The following is a 19665-nucleotide window of genomic DNA, read 5'->3' as shown; positions in this document are numbered from 1 at the left end:
CTTGTGGAAAGAAAATGTACTTCTTCTATGTGTTGAAATAATATTTTGCAAAGTTTTAGAGGAAATTAATTTGTGAATATGTAATTAATGATATTAGCTCCCATTTTTAAAGCTTTTTCGCGAACCTCCAAAGGGTCGTTATGTACTTCAGCATCTTCCCAGCCATCACCTAGATCACATTCGTATGTATAAAGCAATACAAGTTTATTTTCTATGAAAATCCCAAAAGCTTGAGGTCTTTTCCCATCATGTTCATGAATTTTAGGCAGACCATTTGCAAAAACAAATGGTTTTTGGAATATAGGATGATTTGCCGGAATTTCGATTAAGCTTTCATTAGGGAATATTTTTTTGATTTCTTTGTGTATGTATTGATCCATTCCGTAGTTATCATCAATATGAAGAAATCCGCCAGCCAATAAATATTTTCTAAGATTGGTTACATCGGCATCGCTAAAAACAACATTTCCATGCCCTGTCATGTGTACAAACGGATACGAAAGCAAATCAGGACTGCTTGGTTCAACAGTTCTGGGCTTCGATTTTATTTGTGTATGTATATTAGTATTGCAAAATTTTATCAGATTAGGCAAAGAGGTTGGATTTGCATACCAGTCTCCACCGCCATTGTATTTTAACAAAGCGATTTCTTGTGAGAAACAAGGAAAGGAAATGAATAATAATACAAACAATACTTTTTTCATATAAATCTAATCTTCATTAGTAAAGACTACACTATGACAAGCTACGATAGCAGCAGTTTCTGTTCTTAATCTTGTTTCTCCCAAAGATACAGGAATATAGCTGTTTCCAAGCGCCAATTCAATTTCTTTGTTTGAAAAATCACCTTCTGGCCCAATTAGTATTGTATAATCAGTGTTGGGTGCAACAACAGATTTTAATGATTTTTTATTGGTTTCTTCGCAATGAGCAATTAATACTGTTCCAGTTTTTTCAGCTTTTAAGAATTCCTTAAAAGTGACAGCAGGATTTAATTTTGGAAGGTACAGCTGATTGCATTGTTTCATGGCAGAAAGAATGATTTTTTCAAATCTTTCTATATTAATCACTTTTCTTTCAGAGCGGTCACAAATAATAGGTGTGATTTCATGTATGCCAATTTCGGTTGCTTTTTCAAGAAACCATTCATATCGGTCATTCATTTTTGTGGGTGCAACAGCAAGATGCAATTTGTATTTTGGAGTTTCAGTTTTTTCAACAGATACTATTTGTACAGTGCATTTATTATCTGATGCTAAAGTGATTTCTGTTTTAAATAATAGTCCTAATCCATTAGTAACATGAAGAATATCGCTGTCTTTTTTACGTAATACTTTAATTATATGTTTGCTTTCTTCTTTATCAAAGGAAAAAGTTTCGGTAGTTTCGTTTATTGTTGGATTATAAAATAATTGCATAATTAAAATTGTATTCTTGCTTTAGAAACAACATCTGCCGTTTCAAATTTTTTAGATAAAAACTTTTGGTAACCTACAATTCCAATCATTGCAGCATTATCGGTTGTGTATTCAAACTTTGGAATAAATGTTTTCCATCCGTATTTATTTTCTGTTGCTTTTAAAGTATTTCGAATCCCGGAATTGGCCGAAACACCGCCTCCGATTGCAATCTGCTTAATACCTGTTTCCTTTACGGCCATTTTTAATTTATCCATTAAAATTTCAATAATAGTATACTGAATAGATGCGCAGATGTCATTTAGATTTTCTTCTATAAAGGCAGGATTTTCAATTTTTTTCTTTTGAATAAAATATAAAATTGCAGTTTTCAATCCAGAGAAACTGAAATCTAATCCGGGAACTTTGGGTTTAGTAAAAGGAAAAGCTTTTGGATTTCCTAATTGAGCATATTTATCGACCAAAGGTCCGCCGGGATAGGGAAGTCCTAATATTTTGGCACTTTTGTCAAACGCTTCTCCAACTGCATCATCTGTGGTTTCTCCGATGATTGTTAAATCAAAAAAATCATCAACCCTGACAATTTGTGTGTGTCCGCCACTAATGGTTAATGCCAAAAAAGGAAACTCAGGTTTATCAAAATCGTCTTCATCTATAAAATGAGCCAAAATGTGAGCATGCATGTGATTTACCGCTATAAGAGGTATTCTTAATGCCAAAGCCATTGATTTTGCAAATGAGCTCCCTACTAAAAGCGACCCCATAAGTCCAGGGCCTTGTGTAAAAGCTATTGCTGACAATTGTTCTTTTTTGATATTTGCTTTTTTTAATGCTGCTTCGATGACAGGTACAATATTTTGCTGATGCGCACGAGAAGCTAATTCAGGAACGACACCTCCGTATTGAGTATGAATTAACTGGTTGGCAACAACATTAGACAGTACTTTGTCGTTACACAATACAGCAGCAGCAGTATCATCGCATGAACTTTCTATGGCAAGTATAAAAACCTCAGGAATTTGCATATAAACAGATGATTTTTGAAGTATATTTGATGTATTGCCATAAAAAGAGTATTTTTACAGCTGGCCAAAATTAAAGATTTTTAGTTAAGATATTGCCATTTCTAAAGGCAAATTATTTATTTGTACCAAAAAAACAAAAACGAACACGTATCAAAAAGATTAAAAAAATAGTATTCCGTACTTTCGTTGGACTAATATTACTTTTGTTAGTACTTTTTATAGCAATTACTACGCCTTTTGTCCAGACAAATCTGGCACAGTATTTCATGAAAAGCATCAATGAAGACTTTGGTATCCAAATGAATGTTGATGAAGTACAGCTAACTCTTTTTGGCGGTGTTAAGATTAAAAAAGTTTTAATTATTGATCATCATAAAGATACTTTAATTTACACCAAAAGAATTAATACAACAATTCTAGGGTTCAAAAAAATGCTGGATGGTGATTTGATTTTCAGTGATATAGCTCTGGATGGCGTTCTTTTTAATTTAAAAACCTATAAAAAGGAAAAAAAGACAAATCTGGATTATTTTATAGATGCTTTTGGTACAAGCAAGACACCTTCCAAGAAACCTTTTTTATTGACTGCTACGAGTGTTGATTTGTCAAACGGCAGATTTGTTTTGATAAATGAGAATCATCAGACACCAAAATCTGTTGATTTTACCCGATTGAAAATCTCAGTTACCAATTTCAAAGTCTATGGTCCCGAAGTATATGCGAATATTCAAAAAATGTCTTTTTTGGATCATAGAGGAGTGTATATAAAAAACTTAAAAGGGAATTACAGTTTCACACAGCAGCACATGATACTGGATAAAATGGAATTAAAAACCGAAGAATCTACTATTAAAGGTTATGCCGCGCTGAATTATGAAATTGAAGATTTTTCAGATTTTGAAAATAAAGTAGAGTTTGATTTTAAACTAAAATCGGCAAAAATAGCTTCGAATGATATTCGATGTTTTTATAACGAATTAGGAAGGAACAGGATTTTTAAGCTTAGAAGTCGTATTACCGGACCGCTGAATAATTTAAAGCTTTTGGACTTAAGCCTAAATGATAATAAAGGTACAAGGGTAATTGGTTTTATTAACTTTAAAAATCTTTTAGGGAACAAGGATCAAAAATTCTACATGAACGGGAAGTTTGATCATTTAAATTCGAATTATACTGATTTAGTTGGCATCCTGCCGAATGTTTTAGGAAAAAAACTGCCTGTTATTATAAAGAAATTGGGAAATGTTTCATTCGTTGGTAATACACAAGTTACTACAACTTCTATTCATGCAAATCTTACTTCAAAAACTGATTTGGGTGGGGTGACTGCTAAATTTACGATTATAGATATGGATCAAAGCGACAAAGCAGCCTATAAGGGATATGTTGTTTTGAATGATTTTAATATTGGTAATCTTTTAGATAATAAAAATTTGTCTTTAGTAAGTCTGAATTTAGATGTTGATGGAAAAGGATTTTCGGAAAAGTATTTGGATACTTCATTAAAAGGAGATGTGTCTAAAATTGCCTATAATGGGTATAATTATAAAAACATAAAAATAAATGGCAATTTTAAACTGCCATTGTATAAAGGATCAATTATTGTAAATGACCCTAATTTGAAAATGAACTTTGACGGTTTGGTTAATTTAAGTAAAAAAGAAAGCCAATATGATTTTCAGATAAAAATTGATAATGCTGAATTGCACAAATTGAATTTTGTCAGTGATACAATATCTCAGTTTAAGGGAGATGCTATCGTTGATGTGCAGGGAAATTCTATTGAGGATCTTCATGGTAATATTTATATAAATAATGCTACTTATGTTAATCCTAAAAAAACATACCAGTTTAATGATTTTAATTTAAATTCAAGTTTTGACGAAAAAAGAATCCGAACCATAAAAATTACAGCACCAGATATTACTAATGGAACTATTGTGGGTAAATTTAAATTTGCAGAATTAAAAGGTTTAATTTCAAATTCTTTGGGAAGTCTTTATACAAATTATAGACCAGTAAAAGTTAGAAAAGGACAGTTTTTAAAGTTTAATTTTGAAGTTTATAGTAAAATTGTTGAGATGTTTTTTCCTGAAATAAAAATAAGTGAAAATACGATAGTAAAAGGGATTATTAATTCCGATAACAATGAATTTAAGTTTAATTTTAATTCACCAACTATAACAGCTTCGGATAATTCTTTTGATAATATTCGGGTTTCAATTGATAATAAGAATCCGTTGTATAACGCCTATATTGAATTGGACAGCATTAAAACTAAAATGTATAAAATCAGGGATTTTAGTTTAATCAATGTTACTTCAAAAGATACTTTGTTTTTCCGAACTGAATTTAAAGGAGGTTCAAAAGGGGATGATTATTTTAATTTAGATTTATATCATACTATTGATAAGGATAATAAAAATATAATTGGTTTTAGTAAATCGGAGATTAAATTAAAAAACAGTTTGTGGTTTTTGAATGAACAAAATTCATCTAATAACCGCTTAGTTTTTGATAAAAAATTAAGCGAGTTTAAGCTTGATGATTTTATACTTTCTAATAAAGATCAAGAAATAAAGCTTAACGGCGAATTCAAAGGCAATTCATATAAGGATGTTAATCTTGAGTTTAAGAATTTTGATATTAATGCGTTAACATCGGCTCAGGAAAGTTTTGCTATTAATGGAAATTTGAATGGTAAAATTAATTATTATCAAAATAAACTCGTTTATAAGCCAACAGCCTCATTAGTCATTGATAATTTGAAAGTCAATAATTATGATCTTGGTGTTTTAAAATTTGATATAAAAGGAGATGAGGATTTTAAGAAATTTACTTTGTATTCAACTATTGAGAATAAAGATTTCGAATCTTTTAGTGCAGATGGGAATTTTGAAATTGTAAATAAAGAGACATTATTTGACCTGAATTTTAAATTTGACCGATTCAACTTGGCTACCTTAAATTCTTTAGGAGGTGATGTTATTTCTAATATTAGAGGGCTGGTGTCTGGTAATGCAACCATTGGGGGATCGGTAAAAAAACCAGATATCAACGGACGCCTTTATGTGAATAATGGTGGCTTAAGCGTACCTTATTTAAATGTTGATTATGCTTTAAAAGACAGAACTATTATTGATTTGACTGATGAAAAATTTCTTTTTAGAAATAATACGCTGACGGATACAAAATTCAAGACAATAGGAACTTTGAACGGAGTAGTGGAACATAAGAATTTTTCTGATTGGAAGTTGGATTTGGCCATAAATTCTAAAAGGCTTCTTGTTTTAGATACTCAAGATAGCGAAGATGCAGCTTATTTTGGTACCGCTTTTATTAATGGAAATGCTACAATTAAAGGCCCTGCAAACGGATTGGTTATCAAGGTAGATGCTAAATCTGAAAAAGGAACAGTACTTAAAATACCAATAAATAATGCCGAAAGTGTAAGTGAAAATAGCTTTATCCATTTCATTACTCCTAAGGAAAAATTCAATTTGCAAAAAGGTATAGTTGAAAAGACCAGAAATTATAATGGACTTGAATTAGAATTTGATTTAGAAATCACTCCAAACGCAGAGGTCGAAGTAATTTTGGATAGAAATTCTGGACACGGTATGAAAGGCAGGGGGAATGGAAACCTATTGTTTAAAATAAATACTTTGGGTGATTTTAGAATGTGGGGAGATTTCTTGCCTTATGACGGAACTTATAATTTTAAATACGGCGGATTGATAGATAAAAAATTCAATGTCAAAAAAGGAGGGTCAATCGTTTGGGAAGGTAATCCTATGAGGGCGCAATTGAATCTTGAGGCTGTCTATAAAACATCTGCAAATCCAGCTTTGTTACTTGAAAATTCAAGTGTTAATAAAAAAATTGATGTAGAAGTAGTTATCGGAATTCATGGCGACTTGTCACATCCAGAACCAGATTTCATGATTGATTTTCCAACGATTAAAAGTGTTATGAAATCAGAATTAGAATCCGAGTTGTCTGATAAAGATGTTAGACAGACACAAGCTTTGTATTTATTGTCCACAGGGAGCTTTCTAAGTAAGGATGGATCTAGTCAAGCTGTATCTTCGAGTTTGTATGAAACAGCTTCGGGTATGTTGGGTAGTATTGTGCATTCAACAGACGAGAAGTTTGAAATGAATTTTAATGTTGTTTCTCCTGATAATAGACCAAGTTCACAAACCGATGGCAGATTTGAAGCAATTGTTTCTTCAAAAGTCAATGAAAGAATTACTATAAATGGAAAAATTGGTGTTCCATTTGGAGGAGTTCATGAATCATCGGTTGTTGGAGATATTGATATTAAATATAGAATGAATGAGGATGGATCTTTTAATCTGCATTTCTTTAATAAAGAAAATGATATCAATTATATAGGACAGGATATTGGATATACTCAAGGTGTCGGTATTTCCTATGAAGTCGATTTTGACACTTTTAAAGAATTAGTAGACAAAATGTTTAATAACAATAAATTAAATAAAAAGCAGAAAAAAGAGAGCGTAAAAGAAGCTGATTCTGATTCTAATTTAAATCCTGATTTTATAAAATTTACAAAACCCGCAACCCCAAATACAGACAAGCCAAAAGTTAATCAGGACGCTGTCCTTCCCGAGGAAGATTAGTTTTATAAGTTTCTTTTTTTAGAAACTTATTGATTGTTTTTAGGTCATTTTTAGTTTTATTATTTATTTCATTTTTACATATTAAAAAGGTATTCGAAAACAGCAAATCTGTCGTTTTTTTAGTAAAATGAATTTATAAGAAAGTTAATCCTACAGCCAATAGTTTGGTTTAAAAAAGAAATATTTAGAAGCTTTTTTCTAATAAAGAAAACTTATCAACGAAAACGTTTGAATTTCAGTTATTTTATTAAAATCTTAGAAAGCACCCCTAAAATATCTTTGATATTTGCTAAATTTACACTTTAATACTTAAAAAAATGTCAAAAACAATAAAAAAGATAGGTGTACTTACCTCTGGAGGAGACTCTCCAGGAATGAATGCCGCTATTCGTTCTGTTGTGCGAACATGTGCTTTTCATAACATAGGATGTGTTGGTATTTATAGAGGCTATCAAGGAATGATTGAAGGGGATTTTAAAGAAATGGGACCCCGAAGTGTAAATAACATTGTAAATAAAGGAGGGACTATTTTAAAATCTGCTCGGTCAATGGATTTTAAAACCCCAGAAGGACGTGAAAAAGCTCATAAAAACCTTGTGAAAGCCGGTATTGATGCTTTAGTAGTAATCGGAGGTGACGGTTCTTTTACAGGAGCTTTGTTATTTAATTCAGAATATGATTTTCCAGTAATGGGAATTCCTGGAACTATTGACAATGATATATTTGGCACAAGCCATACTTTGGGTTATGATACTGCTTTAAATACAGTTGTTGAAGTAATTGATAAAATTCGTGATACTGCAAGTTCACATAACAGATTGTTTCTTATTGAAGTTATGGGACGTGATGCAGGTCATATAGCATTGAATGCCGGTATTGGTGCTGGTGCTGAAGAAATTCTTATTCCAGAAGAGGATTTAGGATTAGATCGTTTGTTAGATTCTTTGAGAAAAAGCAAGGCAGCAGGCAAATCATCAAGTATAGTTGTAATTGCAGAAGGTGATAAAATTGGTAAAACGGTTTTTGAACTAAAGGATTATGTTGAGTCTAATTTTCCAGAATATGATGTGCGTGTATCTGTATTAGGCCACATGCAGCGTGGTGGAGCACCGTCATGTTTTGACAGAGTTTTGGCCAGCCGTTTGGGAGTAAAAGCAGTAGAATGTTTATTAGAAGGGAAATCAAACTATATGGTTGGTTTATTGGCTGATAAAATAGCGCTTACACCTTTAGAACAAGCAATTAAAGGACATACTGAAATTGATCAGGAATTACTCCGCGTATCAGATATTATGTCGATTTAAAATTAAAAATTAAGAAAGTAAAATAAAATAAATAATTTAAATTTAATACAATGTCAAAAGTAAAATTAGGAATAAACGGATTTGGTAGAATTGGAAGAATTGTTTTCAGAGAATCTTTCAACAGAGATAATATAGAAGTTGTAGCGATCAACGATTTATTAGATGTTGATCATTTAGCATACTTGTTAAAATATGATTCAGTTCACGGTCGTTTTGATGGAACTGTAGAAGTTAAAGAAGGAAAACTTTATGTAAACGGAAGAAATATTCGTATCACAGCCGAAAGAAATCCAGCTGACTTGAAATGGAATGAAGTTGATGTTGATGTAGTAGCTGAGTGTACAGGTATCTTTACAACTATCGAAACTGCAAATGAGCACATTAAAGGCGGTGCTAAAAAAGTAATTATCTCTGCTCCATCTGCAGATGCTCCAATGTTTGTAATGGGAGTTAACCACGAAACTGCAAAAGCATCTGATGTAGTTGTTTCTAACGCATCTTGTACTACAAACTGTTTAGCTCCTTTGGCTAAAGTTATTCACGATAATTTTGGAATTGTTGAAGCTTTGATGACAACTGTTCACGCTACAACTTCAACTCAAATGACTGCTGACGGACCTTCTAGAAAAGACTGGAGAGGTGGTCGTGCTGCATCAATAAATATTATTCCTTCATCAACTGGAGCTGCAAAAGCGGTTGGAAAAGTTATTCCAGAATTGAATGGAAAATTAACAGGTATGGCTTTCCGTGTTCCTACTGCTGACGTTTCTACAGTAGATTTAACAGTTAAAGTTGCTAAAGAAACTTCTTATGAAGAAATTATGGCTGTTTTGAAAAAAGCTTCTGAAACTACAATGAAAGGAATTATGGGATATACTGAAGATGCTGTTGTATCTCAAGATTTTATTTCTGACAAAAGAACTTCAATCATTGATGCTACTGCAGGAATTGGCTTAAATTCAACTTTCTTTAAATTGGTATCTTGGTATGATAATGAATATGGATATTCAAGCAAATTAATTGATTTGGCTGTTCATATTAGTTCATTAAAATAAAAATTATAATTTTGCGAAATCCCATTAATTCAAAATTAATGGGATTTTGTTATTTTGTTTTCTTATGTATTTTTAAAAGATATAGTTACAGTTATGGAAAGCAAAAAATCATAAACCAATAAAACAAACCAAATAATATGAAATTAATAGTTGACAGTGGTTCTACTAAAGCAGATTGGATTGCGATAGATGACGATGGGAAAGTTATGTTTACCACACAAACATTAGGTTTAAATCCAGAAATTCTTAACGGTGATGAGATTATAGACCGCCTAAATGACCGTTTTGATATATTACAGAATAAAAAAACCGCTACCCACTTATTTTTCTATGGTGCAGGCTGCGGAACTGACAGAATGAAAATAATGCTTTCTGAAATTTTCAGAGAATATTTTTCGAATGCTGTAGTGGTTGTTGAAGAAGATACGTATGCTGCTGTTTTTGCTACTACTCCAAAAGGTGAAAGCGCAATTGTTGGTATTCTTGGCACAGGTTCAAACTGCAGTTACTTTAATGGTACTGTTTTAGAGCAAAAAGTACAGTCATTAGGTTATATTGTAATGGACGATTGCAGTGGAAATGTTTTTGGAAAAGAGCTAATCAGAAAATACTATTTTAATAAAATGCCAAAAGAATTGGCTGAAGTCTTTGAAAAAGAGTATAATTTGGAACCTGATTATATCAAAAATAAATTATACAAAGAACCAAACCCCAATGCTTATCTTGCCACTTTTGCGAAATTCTTAATTCAGAATAAACAGCATGAATTTTGCCGTAAGATAATATTCAAAGCAATGAAATCTTTTATTAAAAATTATATTAAGCAGTATGAAAACTGTAAAGAAGTACCAGTACATTTTGTAGGTTCTATTGCTTTTTATTTAAAAGAGGAATTAGCCGAAATTTTCGAAAAATATGAACTGCAGTTAGGTAATGTATTAAGAAGACCAATTGATGGCTTAATAGCTTATCACGTAGCAAATAGTTAAGATATGGAGATAGCAATTATTGCGCATGACGGGAAAAAAGAAGATATTGTAAAATTTTTGATTAAAAACCGTGAAGTACTGCAACAGGAAAAGATAAAGTTTATAGCAACCGGAACTACCGGAGGCAGAGCCGAAGAAGCTGGTTTTAAAACCACAAGAATGCTTTCAGGTCCGTTAGGAGGTGATGCACAAATTGCGGGTAGAGTTGCCGAAGGTAAAACACAGATGGTTTTGTTCTTTAAAGATCCTCTTTCTAGTCATCCTCACGAAGCAGATGTTAACATGCTTATACGTGTTTGCGATGTACACAATATACCGTTAGCAACAAATGAAGCAACAGCACAATTGTTAATAGATGCTATAGCACAGCAATCATAGAGATTTCTACATTTACATTTTTTGGCAAACATGCCACTTGAACCGTTTCACGAGCTGGAGCGGTTTTTTCATTAAAATACGATCCGTAAACAGTATTGATTTTTCCAAAATCATTCATATCAGAAATAAAAATAGAAGTCTTTACTACATTTTCAAAAGTCATTCCTGCTGCTTCAAGAACTGCTTTCATATTTTCCATCACTTGTTTCGTTTCTGATTCGATGCTGTCTATTACTAACTCCATTGTAGCTGGATCTAGTGCAATTTGACCAGATGTATATAAAGTATTTCCTTTTAAAACAGCCTGGTTATATGGACCAATCGGTGCTGGAGCTTTTTGGGTATAGATTATTGTCTTCATACGAGAATGATTTTTAAATTATGTATTAGTATTAATTTTTGTAGCAGTCGCATTTGTTTTTTTAGTGAATATGGGTTCTTGCTCTGTGCTATATTTTTGCTTTAAAAAAGACAAATGCAATTACATCAATCAGGGCTAAAGATAAATATTTGTCATATTTGCAATGAGCTACAGCTAAATTAAATGAAGCCTAGAAGTTTTGTTTTCTTTTTTCCCATTTAATATCACTAAGAACGCCTGATTTGATTCCGATATAGAAATTCCAGCTTGTATTTGTTCCAAATGGAGTCCAGTTAAAATCCATTCTCCAGCTCATTAAATCTCTTTCAAAACGCAATTGAGTAAAAGTAACACCTTTTTGAACAAAATCAAAACCTGTAGAAATACCCGCTTTCCATTTTGGAGTTAAATCAGTATTAGCCGAAATCATAATGGAATTTCCAGTTATTTTTTTCTCTCTATTGTTGTTTCCATAGGTTAAGGAATAGGCAAATGTCATATCCCAAGGCAGTTTTGCTCTAAAAAACTCAGTAACGGCATCTTCTTTTTCATCATCATCGCCAAATTGACTGTTTTTTCGATAGCTTCCGGTATCAATATCTGAACCGAATAAATCATCTTCACGGCCTCCGTTTCTTGCAGCCTGCGAATCCTTTTTTTCTTTTTTATCACCTTTGCTGGTTAGAGAGTAATTCATTGTCAAATTTGCACTTGTCATTCTAAAAAGACTGCCGCCATTATTGATATTGTAGGTATTGATTCTGTTTCCTGAATTATCAATTGCGTATGGATCCAAAGTTGTTCCAAAATTAGCGCTCAGTTTATTGTCAAAAAATTGTGTTCCACCGCTTACTCTCACAGGAGCCCATGCAAGCGTTTTAGCATTTACGTCATAACTGGTAGAAAAATTTAAGTTGTTTAAAAGCATTATTTTTTTCGCCTCTGTTTTGGTAGTATCCTTGTCGGCAACTTTTGCTTCAAAAGTATTGCTAAGGTTGAATCCAATGGAATTTGAACTATTGAGGCCAGGTGATCCATACATACCACCTTCAAATCGGGTGTAATCTTTTTGCATCCCGCCGCTGCCGTCAATTGCATAGGTGTCATAATATTTTTCAAAACTAGGAGTGTAACTATGAGAAATTGCAGGTCTCATTACGTGCCTTATTGATTTTATTTTTTTATCATCACCAAAATTAAAAGTTCCATAAATAGTAGTTCCTATGCTTGTTGATGAAGAATAAGTTCTAAAAGCATCAAAACCTTTTACATCGTTAGTAACCACTGTAGCTAATTGATTGTCATAATGTTTTTCGATAGTTTTAAAATACCAAACTTCATCATAGTTTAAAGATGTTGAAACGCTAAAATATTTAAATACTTTAAAGTTGGTGCTTAAAGGAATTGAATGTTGGAATCCAATATCAGCATTTTGGAACATTTGGGGTTTAAAAAACAGTGAATCAGTTGTAATAAAGCTGTTTTTTCCATTCAAGTTATATTGTAAATTAATGTTCTTGAAAAAACCCTTTTTTGCACCATCATTTTTTGCAAACGGATAAATACGGTCTACGCTAAATTGTAATGTAGGAAGGGTCATATTGATCACTTTTGTATTGGTGTTTTGAGAATGAGTTGCTGTAAGTGATATTCTGCTTTCTGGTACGGAATGAAATACTGTGCTATATGAGATTGAAGAACTCAATGAGTTGTTTAATGAAGATCCAACATTGACTTGATTGATGGTTTTTTTGAAGTATTCACTGCTTCCTAAATTCACAGAAGCAGAAAATGTTGAATTTGGATTCGCTTTTGAGTCTTGTGAATGCGACCATTGAATATTATATATTTTTGTTTTAGAATAATCAGGATATCCTCTTTCACTAATAATATTGTTCTCGAATCTAACATTAAAGTTTCCCTGAAAATGGTATCTGTTCGCATAAGATGACTGCATTCCCAACGCATAACTTCCATTGGTGTAGTAATCTCCAACAACGGTTAAATTGTAATGGTCGCTTAGCGCAAAATAATAACCTCCATTTTGCAACGAAAACCCTTTGGTATTAGAATCATTATAAGAAGGCAGAATAATTCCCGACACGCTTGTTTCTTTTGATAATGGAAAATAGGCAAAAGGCATGTATATTGGGGTTGGAACTCCAGCGATAACCATGTAGGTAGAACCTGTTATGATTTTTTTTCCTGGAATAAATTTTATTTTATTGGTTTGAAAATAATATTCAGGATTATCAACGTCTTTTGCTGTTGTAAATCTTGCGCCTTTAAGAAAGTAAACAGAATCATTTTCTTTTTTGGTAATTGCCGCTTTTACATTAAACTCCCCTTGAGTAGTTCTGGAATTCCAAATTAAAGCTTTTTTTGTTTTGAAATTAAAGCGTATGGAATCTGGTTCAATGACATTGGAACCTTGTTTGAAATTTGGAAATTGAGTATAATTGCCAAGAGAATCTTTAATTCGGCCTGCATAGACCTCGTTTTTTTCATAATCCATGACAATAATACCTGATTTTAATTCAACATCTTGGTAATATAATTCAGCTTTATCGTATAAAGTAATGAGTTTTTTCTTTTGCTCAATTTTTGCATAGTCGTCGGCTTTGTATTTTACCTGTCCGTTAAGGAAAGCTTTTTTAATTTTAATTGTGTCTAATTTGACTGTGTCAGTTGGAGTTTCAGCTTTAGGGTTTTTATCTACAGTATCATTAATAGGTTTCTTAACTTCTTGTTTATTAGCACGAATAGAAGTCTGTTTCTTTTTTATATCTTGAGAATATAGATTAGAACAACCTAGAGATAGGAAAATTGATAGTAAAACGATATTAAATAAGTTTGTATGCAAAGGTTTAAATACTATTTTTGTAAAATGAAGACAGGAATATATTTGAGCCAAAATTACTATATTTTTCGGCAAAAATAATCAAAACATAAATTTATAATAGAACTCTTGTAATAAAATTAACTATTTAGATGGATATATCAAAAAAAATAAAAATTGCATTTACATTTTTAATAATGATGTTGATGACCAATATTTATGGGCAGTCCAATGATTTTAAAGTCACATTAGATGCGGGTCACGGAGCGCATGATTTTGGGGCGAATTATAGCGGAAGAGTTGAGAAAAATATAGCATTGGCTATTGTTTTGAAAGTGGGTAAAATTTTGGAAGCTTATCCCAAAATAGATGTTATATATACTAGAAAGACCGATGTTTTTATTGATTTGGTGGAGCGCGCAGATATTGCCAACAGAGCTGATTCAAATATTTTTGTCTCCATACATTTAAATGCAAATAAAAACACCGAAGCCGATGGTACCGAAACCTATGTAATGGGTATGAATAAAATTGCGTCTAATCTTGAAGCGGCAAAAAAAGAAAATGCCGTAATCACAATGGAGAAAGATTACAAACAAAAATATGAAGGTTATGATCCCAACTCTCCAGAAACAATGATTGGCATGACTTTGATGCAGGAGGAATATTTGGAAAACAGTATTGCATTAGCAAGTAAAGTTGAAGATCAATTTGCCAAGTTAGGTAAGAAATTAAGGCATGGAGGTGTAAAACAAGCCCCTTTTATGGTTTTGCACAAAGCTTATATGCCTAGGGTTCTAATTGAGACAGGATTTATTTCTAATCCTACAGAAGGAGAATTATTAAATTCAGAGGAGGGACAAAATGACATTGCTAGAGCTATTGCCAATGCCATAATCAGTTATAAATATGAATATTTTGGTGATGGAGGAGCAGAAACTTTAGGTGAGAAACCTTCTCAAATACTCAAAGAGATTCCTGTAAAAGATTCTGAAACTCCAAAGGAAAATAAGAACTTAATTAAAAAAGATACTCTGGGTTCAATTTATAAAATTCAGCCTTTTGACAGTAAAAATAAATTTGCGATGAAGCCAATAAATTTTAAGGGATTGCAAAATGTCTAACTCGTTTTTGGAGATGGTGCCAATAAATACATTTAGTGCAAAACTTATAATGAAGTCTTATTAATTATATTAACTTTTAAAATTATGTTTTCAAAAAATGAATTTAAAATCATTATAATTTTATTTTTTACAATCTTTGGTTTTTCATTTCCAAGTTTTGCACAATCGGCTTCAAAATTCAAAGTTGTTTTGGATGCGGGTCATGGCGGCAAAGATCCTGGAGCAAGGTCAAAATCTAATAGCTATAAAGAAAAAGACATAACCTTGGCTGTTACATTAAAAGTTGGTAAAATATTAGAACAAAATCCGAGTATTGATTTCATACATACTCGAAAAACAGATGAGTTCATTGAACTTAGAGAAAGAGCAAAAATTGCAAATCGCGCCAATGCAAATTTATTTGTCTCCATTCATTGTAACTCAAACAAAAGTGCAACGCCAAATGGAAGCGAGACTTATGTAATGGGAATGTCAAGATCAAATATGAATTTTGAAGTTTCAAAAGCAGAAAACTCCGTAATCTTTTTAGAAGATAATTACAAAAAAGCATATAAAGGTTTTGATCCAAACAACCCAGAAACATTGATAGGGTTGAAAATGGTACAAGAAAATAATTTAACAAGCAGTATTGGTTTTGCAAATAGAATACAAAAGAATTTTTCAAATTCTTCTGGAATAAAATCAAGGGGGATAAAACAAGAACCTCTATGGGTTTTGGATGCGTCTATTATGCCTGGAGTTTTAATTGAGATTGGTTTTATTTCTAGTCCAATTGATATATCTTTTTTAGAATCAGAAAATGGCCAAAATGATATTGCCAAAGCTATTGCAGATGCTATAGTAAGTTATAAAAATGAAAATTTTGAAGATGGGGGGACGGAAAATTTTGACACAAAACCTTCACAAATGCTTAACGATAATATTGTAAAAAAGTCTGAAAATCAATTAATTAATAAGGGGAGTTTTAAAAAGGATACACTAGGGTCAATTTTTAAAATCCAATTAGCAGCCAGTAAAAATAAATTAGCCTTACAGCCTAAAAATTTCAAAGGACTAAAAGATGTGTCCTCAGTATATGAAGATAATGTCTATAAATACTTTTATGGAGAAACTTCCGATTATGAAAATGCTAAAAATCAATTGAAAGTAGTGAAATCCAAAGGATATGATTCAGCTTTTTTAATTGCATTCAAAAACGGAAAAAAAATAAGCATTCAAGAAGCAATCAAATAATTATTAGTTCGAATATTTTATATTAAATTTACCCATTAAAAAAAAGACAAAAATTTTGAAAATTACAAGAGAAATTAAGACTGCTATTTTAGTTATAACATCAATTTTATTATTCATTTGGGGATACAGTTATTTAAAAGGAAAAGACCTTTTTAAAAGTTACAAAACTTTCTATTCAGAATATGAAAACGTAGAGGGACTCGCACCATCAGCTCCAGTAACTATAAATGGACTTATTATTGGGAAAGTAAAAACAATATCAATAACCGAAAAAGGAACATTATTAGTTGAACTGCAAATAGATACTGATTTTCCAATATCTAAATCAAGTACAACGGCTGTTTACGACGCTAGTCTAATTGGCGGTAAGCAATTAGCTATTCATCCTAATTATGCAGATAAAAATATTGCTGAGAGTGGTGATTATCTAAAAGGTGTTATTCAACCGGGTTTGATGGACTCATTAGGTGACAAAGTTAGTCCAGCTATGGCGAAAGTAGAAAAATTAATGACTAGCGCAGATCAGTTAGTTGTTAGTTTCAATGAAGTTTTAGATGCTAAAGGGAAAGCGGACTTAAAAAAGAGTCTAGCAGAACTTAGTGCAACTATGGAGCAATTCCATAAAGCCGCATCGAATGCAAATGTAATTTTAGAAGAAAATAAAGGACAGCTGAAAGGAGTAGTTTCTAATTTTAATAAAGTTTCGGATAATTTTGTAAAGATTTCAGATTCTTTAAATAAAGCAGATTTAGGTCTTACCGTTAGAAATTTAAATGCAACACTGACTAAGGTTGATGGCATAATGAAAGGTATAGAAGCTGGCAATGGCACAATGGGAAAATTAATGAAAGACGATGCCTTGTATAATGATTTAGCTAAAACTTCAAAAGAGTTAGAGCTGCTTTTGCAGGACGTGAGACTGAACCCAACCCGTTATGTAAATGTTTCTGTTTTTGGTAAAAAAAATAAGCCGTATAATGCTCCAAACGATTCTATAACAAAAGTAAAAAACTAGTTTCATGACTTATCTTAGTAATGTTTTATTTGCCATTGTATTGATTATTGGATTCGGATATTTTTATTTGAATGTCAAAAAAATCATTAGAAATATTAATCTTGGCATTGCTGTTAACCGTACTGATAATGCAAAATCAAGATGGAGAAATATGGCTATGATTGCGCTTGGACAATCCAAAATGGTTAAACGTCCTGTTGCTGGAATACTGCATATTATAGTGTATGTTGGTTTTGTTATTATCAACATTGAATTATTAGAAATTATCATTGATGGTTTATTTGGAACTCATAGAATTTTTGCTTCTATAGGAGTTGTCTATGATGTTTTAATTGGTTCTTTTGAAATATTGGCTTTTTTAGTTTTAGTAGCAGTTTCTATATTTTTGATAAGAAGAAATATCATTAAGCTAAAAAGATTTATCCATTCAGATTTAAAAGGATGGCCAAAAGGTGACGCTAATTATATTCTGTATTTTGAGATTACTTTAATGACTTTGTTTTTATTGATGAATGCTTCTGATCTGCATCTGCAAAATGTGCCTGGTGGTTTTTCTCATTTTATAAAAGCTGGATCTTTTCCGATAAGTCAATTTATAGCTCCTGTTTTTAATGGAATGTCTAATGAGCTGGTGATGCTGCTTAATGAAGGTTTTTGGTGGCTGCACATTGTTGGAATTTTGGTTTTCATGAACTATTTATATTTTTCAAAACACCTCCATATTTTATTGGCTTTCCCAAACACTTATTTTGCCAATTTAAATCCGCAAGGACAATTTGACAATTTAGCTTCGGTAACTGCTGAAGTTAAATTAATGATGGATCCAAATGCAGACCCGTTTGCGGCAGCTCCAGTTTCAGAAAATGAAACTCCAAGTAAATTTGGGGCTAATGATATTCAGGATTTAAACTGGGTTCAATTGTTAAATGCCTATACATGTACTGAATGTGGACGCTGTACTTCGTCATGCCCGGCAAATCAAACAGGCAAAAAATTGTCTCCGCGTAAAATTATGATGGATACTAGAGACAGAATTGAAGAAGTAGGTCGAAACATCGATGCAAACAAAGGTATTTTTGTGCCAGATAATAAAACCTTATTAAACAATTATATTACACCAGAGGAATTGTGGGCTTGTACTTCCTGTAATGCTTGTGTAGAGGAATGTCCAGTTAATATCAGTCCGCTTTCTATCATTATGGATATGAGACGTTATCTTGTAATGGAACAAAGTGCTGCTCCAATGCCTATAAATGCCATGATGACTAATATTGAAAATAATGGCGCACCTTGGCAATACAGCCAGCAAGACCGTTTGAATTGGAAAAATGAATAGTTGTTTATTAATTTATTTAAAAGTTTAATTGTTTAAATGAATAGAGGAATTAAATGATAATTAAAATCCAAGACAATAGAGACGAATAATCTTTTTGAGAAATAACAGAATCAACATATATTATGTCAGAAAATTTAATAGTGCCGACAATGGCCGAAATGCTAGCCCAAGGAAAACAGCCAGAAGTTTTGTTTTGGGTAGGTTGTGCAGGAAGTTTTGACGATAGAGCAAAAAAAATAACCAAAGCATTTGTCCGAATATTGAATCGTGCTAATGTATCTTTTGCTGTTCTTGGTACCGAAGAAAGCTGTACTGGGGATCCTGCAAAAAGAGCTGGAAATGAGTTTTTGTTTCAAATGCAGGCCATGATGAACATCGAAGTGCTGAATGCCTACGAAGCTAAGAAGATTGTTACAGCTTGTCCGCATTGTTTCAATACTTTGAAAAATGAATATCCAGAACTGGGCGGTCACTATGAAGTAGTACATCATACCGAATTCCTTAAATCATTATTGGATTCTGGCCGTTTAACGATTGAAGGAGGACAATTTAAAGGGAAACGAATTGCTTTTCACGATCCTTGTTATTTAGGCAGAGCTAATAATGTATATGAAGCACCGAGAGATTTAATTCAAAAACTGGATGCTGAATTGATCGAAATGAAACGCTCAAAAGCAAATGGACTTTGTTGTGGAGCAGGAGGTGCACAAATGTTTAAAGATGCTGAACCAGGAAATAAAGAAATTAATATAGAAAGAACAGAAGATGCTCTGGAGACAAAACCGAACATTATTGCTGCTGGCTGTCCTTTTTGCAACACAATGTTAACTGACGGCGTTAAAAATAAAGAAAGAGAAGATGACGTTAAAGTAATGGATATTGCTGAATTGATTGCAAACGCTCAAGATTTATAAATCGATCATGAATTTTAAATTCATAATT

At 32.1% G+C, this 19665-nt stretch carries 15 protein-coding genes; 10 read left to right on the top strand and 5 right to left on the bottom strand.

Annotated features, from left to right (window positions below; translation table 11 throughout):
• Positions 1-65: 65 nt before the first annotated feature.
• Genes CLU83_RS06990 through tsaD form a run of 3 tightly spaced genes read right to left on the bottom strand, consistent with a single transcriptional unit; the run spans position 66 to position 2443 of the window.
• On the bottom strand, positions 66-704 hold the full coding sequence (locus tag CLU83_RS06990) for a DUF4159 domain-containing protein (RefSeq protein WP_100430941.1): 639 nt from the start codon (positions 702-704) through the stop codon (positions 66-68).
• Positions 705-710: 6 nt separating this feature from the next.
• Positions 711-1418 carry a 16S rRNA (uracil(1498)-N(3))-methyltransferase gene (locus CLU83_RS06985; RefSeq protein WP_100430940.1) on the bottom strand — a complete coding sequence of 236 codons (708 nt, stop codon included), beginning with the start codon at positions 1416-1418 and terminating at the stop codon, positions 711-713.
• Positions 1419-1420: 2 nt separating this feature from the next.
• The gene (gene tsaD / locus CLU83_RS06980) at positions 1421-2443 is read right to left on the bottom strand and encodes a tRNA (adenosine(37)-N6)-threonylcarbamoyltransferase complex transferase subunit TsaD (protein ID WP_100430939.1); all 1023 of its coding nucleotides are present in this window, start codon (positions 2441-2443) and stop codon (positions 1421-1423) included.
• Positions 2444-2646: 203 nt separating this feature from the next.
• On the opposite strand from tsaD, the gene CLU83_RS06975 reads away from it, so the two are divergent.
• The 5 genes from CLU83_RS06975 (at position 2647) to CLU83_RS06955 (ending at position 10815) form a co-directional block, all read left to right on the top strand.
• Complete coding sequence (locus CLU83_RS06975; RefSeq protein ID WP_232727001.1) at positions 2647-7089, top strand: translocation/assembly module TamB domain-containing protein; 4443 nt, start codon at positions 2647-2649, stop codon at positions 7087-7089.
• Between the two features lie 317 nt (positions 7090-7406).
• Complete coding sequence (gene pfkA / locus CLU83_RS06970; protein ID WP_100430938.1) at positions 7407-8393, top strand: 6-phosphofructokinase; 987 nt, start codon at positions 7407-7409, stop codon at positions 8391-8393.
• Positions 8394-8443: 50 nt separating this feature from the next.
• Positions 8444-9448, top strand: a complete 1005-nt coding sequence (gene gap, locus CLU83_RS06965) for a type I glyceraldehyde-3-phosphate dehydrogenase (RefSeq protein WP_100430937.1) — start codon at positions 8444-8446, stop codon at positions 9446-9448.
• A gap of 137 nt (positions 9449-9585) precedes the next feature.
• Positions 9586-10437, top strand: coding sequence for an N-acetylglucosamine kinase (locus tag CLU83_RS06960; RefSeq protein ID WP_100430936.1), 852 nt, complete (start codon positions 9586-9588; stop codon positions 10435-10437).
• Between the two features lie 3 nt (positions 10438-10440).
• Positions 10441-10815, top strand: a complete 375-nt coding sequence (locus tag CLU83_RS06955) for a methylglyoxal synthase (protein WP_100430935.1) — start codon at positions 10441-10443, stop codon at positions 10813-10815.
• Here CLU83_RS06955 and CLU83_RS06950 read toward each other — a convergent pair.
• Together CLU83_RS06950 and CLU83_RS06945 are read right to left on the bottom strand one after the other, a co-directional pair.
• The gene (locus CLU83_RS06950; RefSeq protein ID WP_100430934.1) at positions 10796-11176 is read right to left on the bottom strand and encodes a RidA family protein; all 381 of its coding nucleotides are present in this window, start codon (positions 11174-11176) and stop codon (positions 10796-10798) included. The genes CLU83_RS06955 and CLU83_RS06950 overlap by 20 nt on opposite strands.
• A gap of 190 nt (positions 11177-11366) precedes the next feature.
• Positions 11367-14039 (bottom strand): putative LPS assembly protein LptD, encoded by a 2673-nt coding sequence (locus CLU83_RS06945; protein WP_232727000.1) that lies wholly within the window; start codon positions 14037-14039, stop codon positions 11367-11369.
• 128 nt (positions 14040-14167) lie between these two features.
• On the opposite strand from CLU83_RS06945, the gene CLU83_RS06940 reads away from it, so the two are divergent.
• The 5 genes from CLU83_RS06940 to CLU83_RS06920 all read left to right on the top strand — a co-directional run bounded on the left by CLU83_RS06940 (position 14168) and on the right by CLU83_RS06920 (position 19637).
• Positions 14168-15139: an N-acetylmuramoyl-L-alanine amidase gene (locus CLU83_RS06940; protein ID WP_100430933.1), complete on the top strand. Its 972-nt coding sequence runs from the start codon at positions 14168-14170 to the stop codon at positions 15137-15139.
• 84 nt (positions 15140-15223) lie between these two features.
• Complete coding sequence (locus tag CLU83_RS06935; protein WP_100430932.1) at positions 15224-16372, top strand: N-acetylmuramoyl-L-alanine amidase; 1149 nt, start codon at positions 15224-15226, stop codon at positions 16370-16372.
• Positions 16373-16427: 55 nt separating this feature from the next.
• Entirely contained in the window at positions 16428-17387 is a 960-nt protein-coding gene (locus tag CLU83_RS06930) for an MlaD family protein (RefSeq protein WP_100430931.1), read from the top strand.
• A 4-nt stretch (positions 17388-17391) separates the two neighbouring features.
• Entirely contained in the window at positions 17392-18723 is a 1332-nt protein-coding gene (locus CLU83_RS06925; RefSeq protein ID WP_100430930.1) for a (Fe-S)-binding protein, read from the top strand.
• A 122-nt stretch (positions 18724-18845) separates the two neighbouring features.
• The gene (locus tag CLU83_RS06920) at positions 18846-19637 is read left to right on the top strand and encodes a (Fe-S)-binding protein (RefSeq protein WP_100430929.1); all 792 of its coding nucleotides are present in this window, start codon (positions 18846-18848) and stop codon (positions 19635-19637) included.
• Positions 19638-19665 lie beyond the last annotated feature (28 nt).

Source organism: Flavobacterium sp. 1 (assembly GCF_002797935.1).
GTDB lineage: Bacteria > Bacteroidota > Bacteroidia > Flavobacteriales > Flavobacteriaceae > Flavobacterium.
The sequence above is the reverse complement of the archived record's forward strand: the minus strand, read 5'-3'. Positions and strand labels throughout refer to the sequence as shown.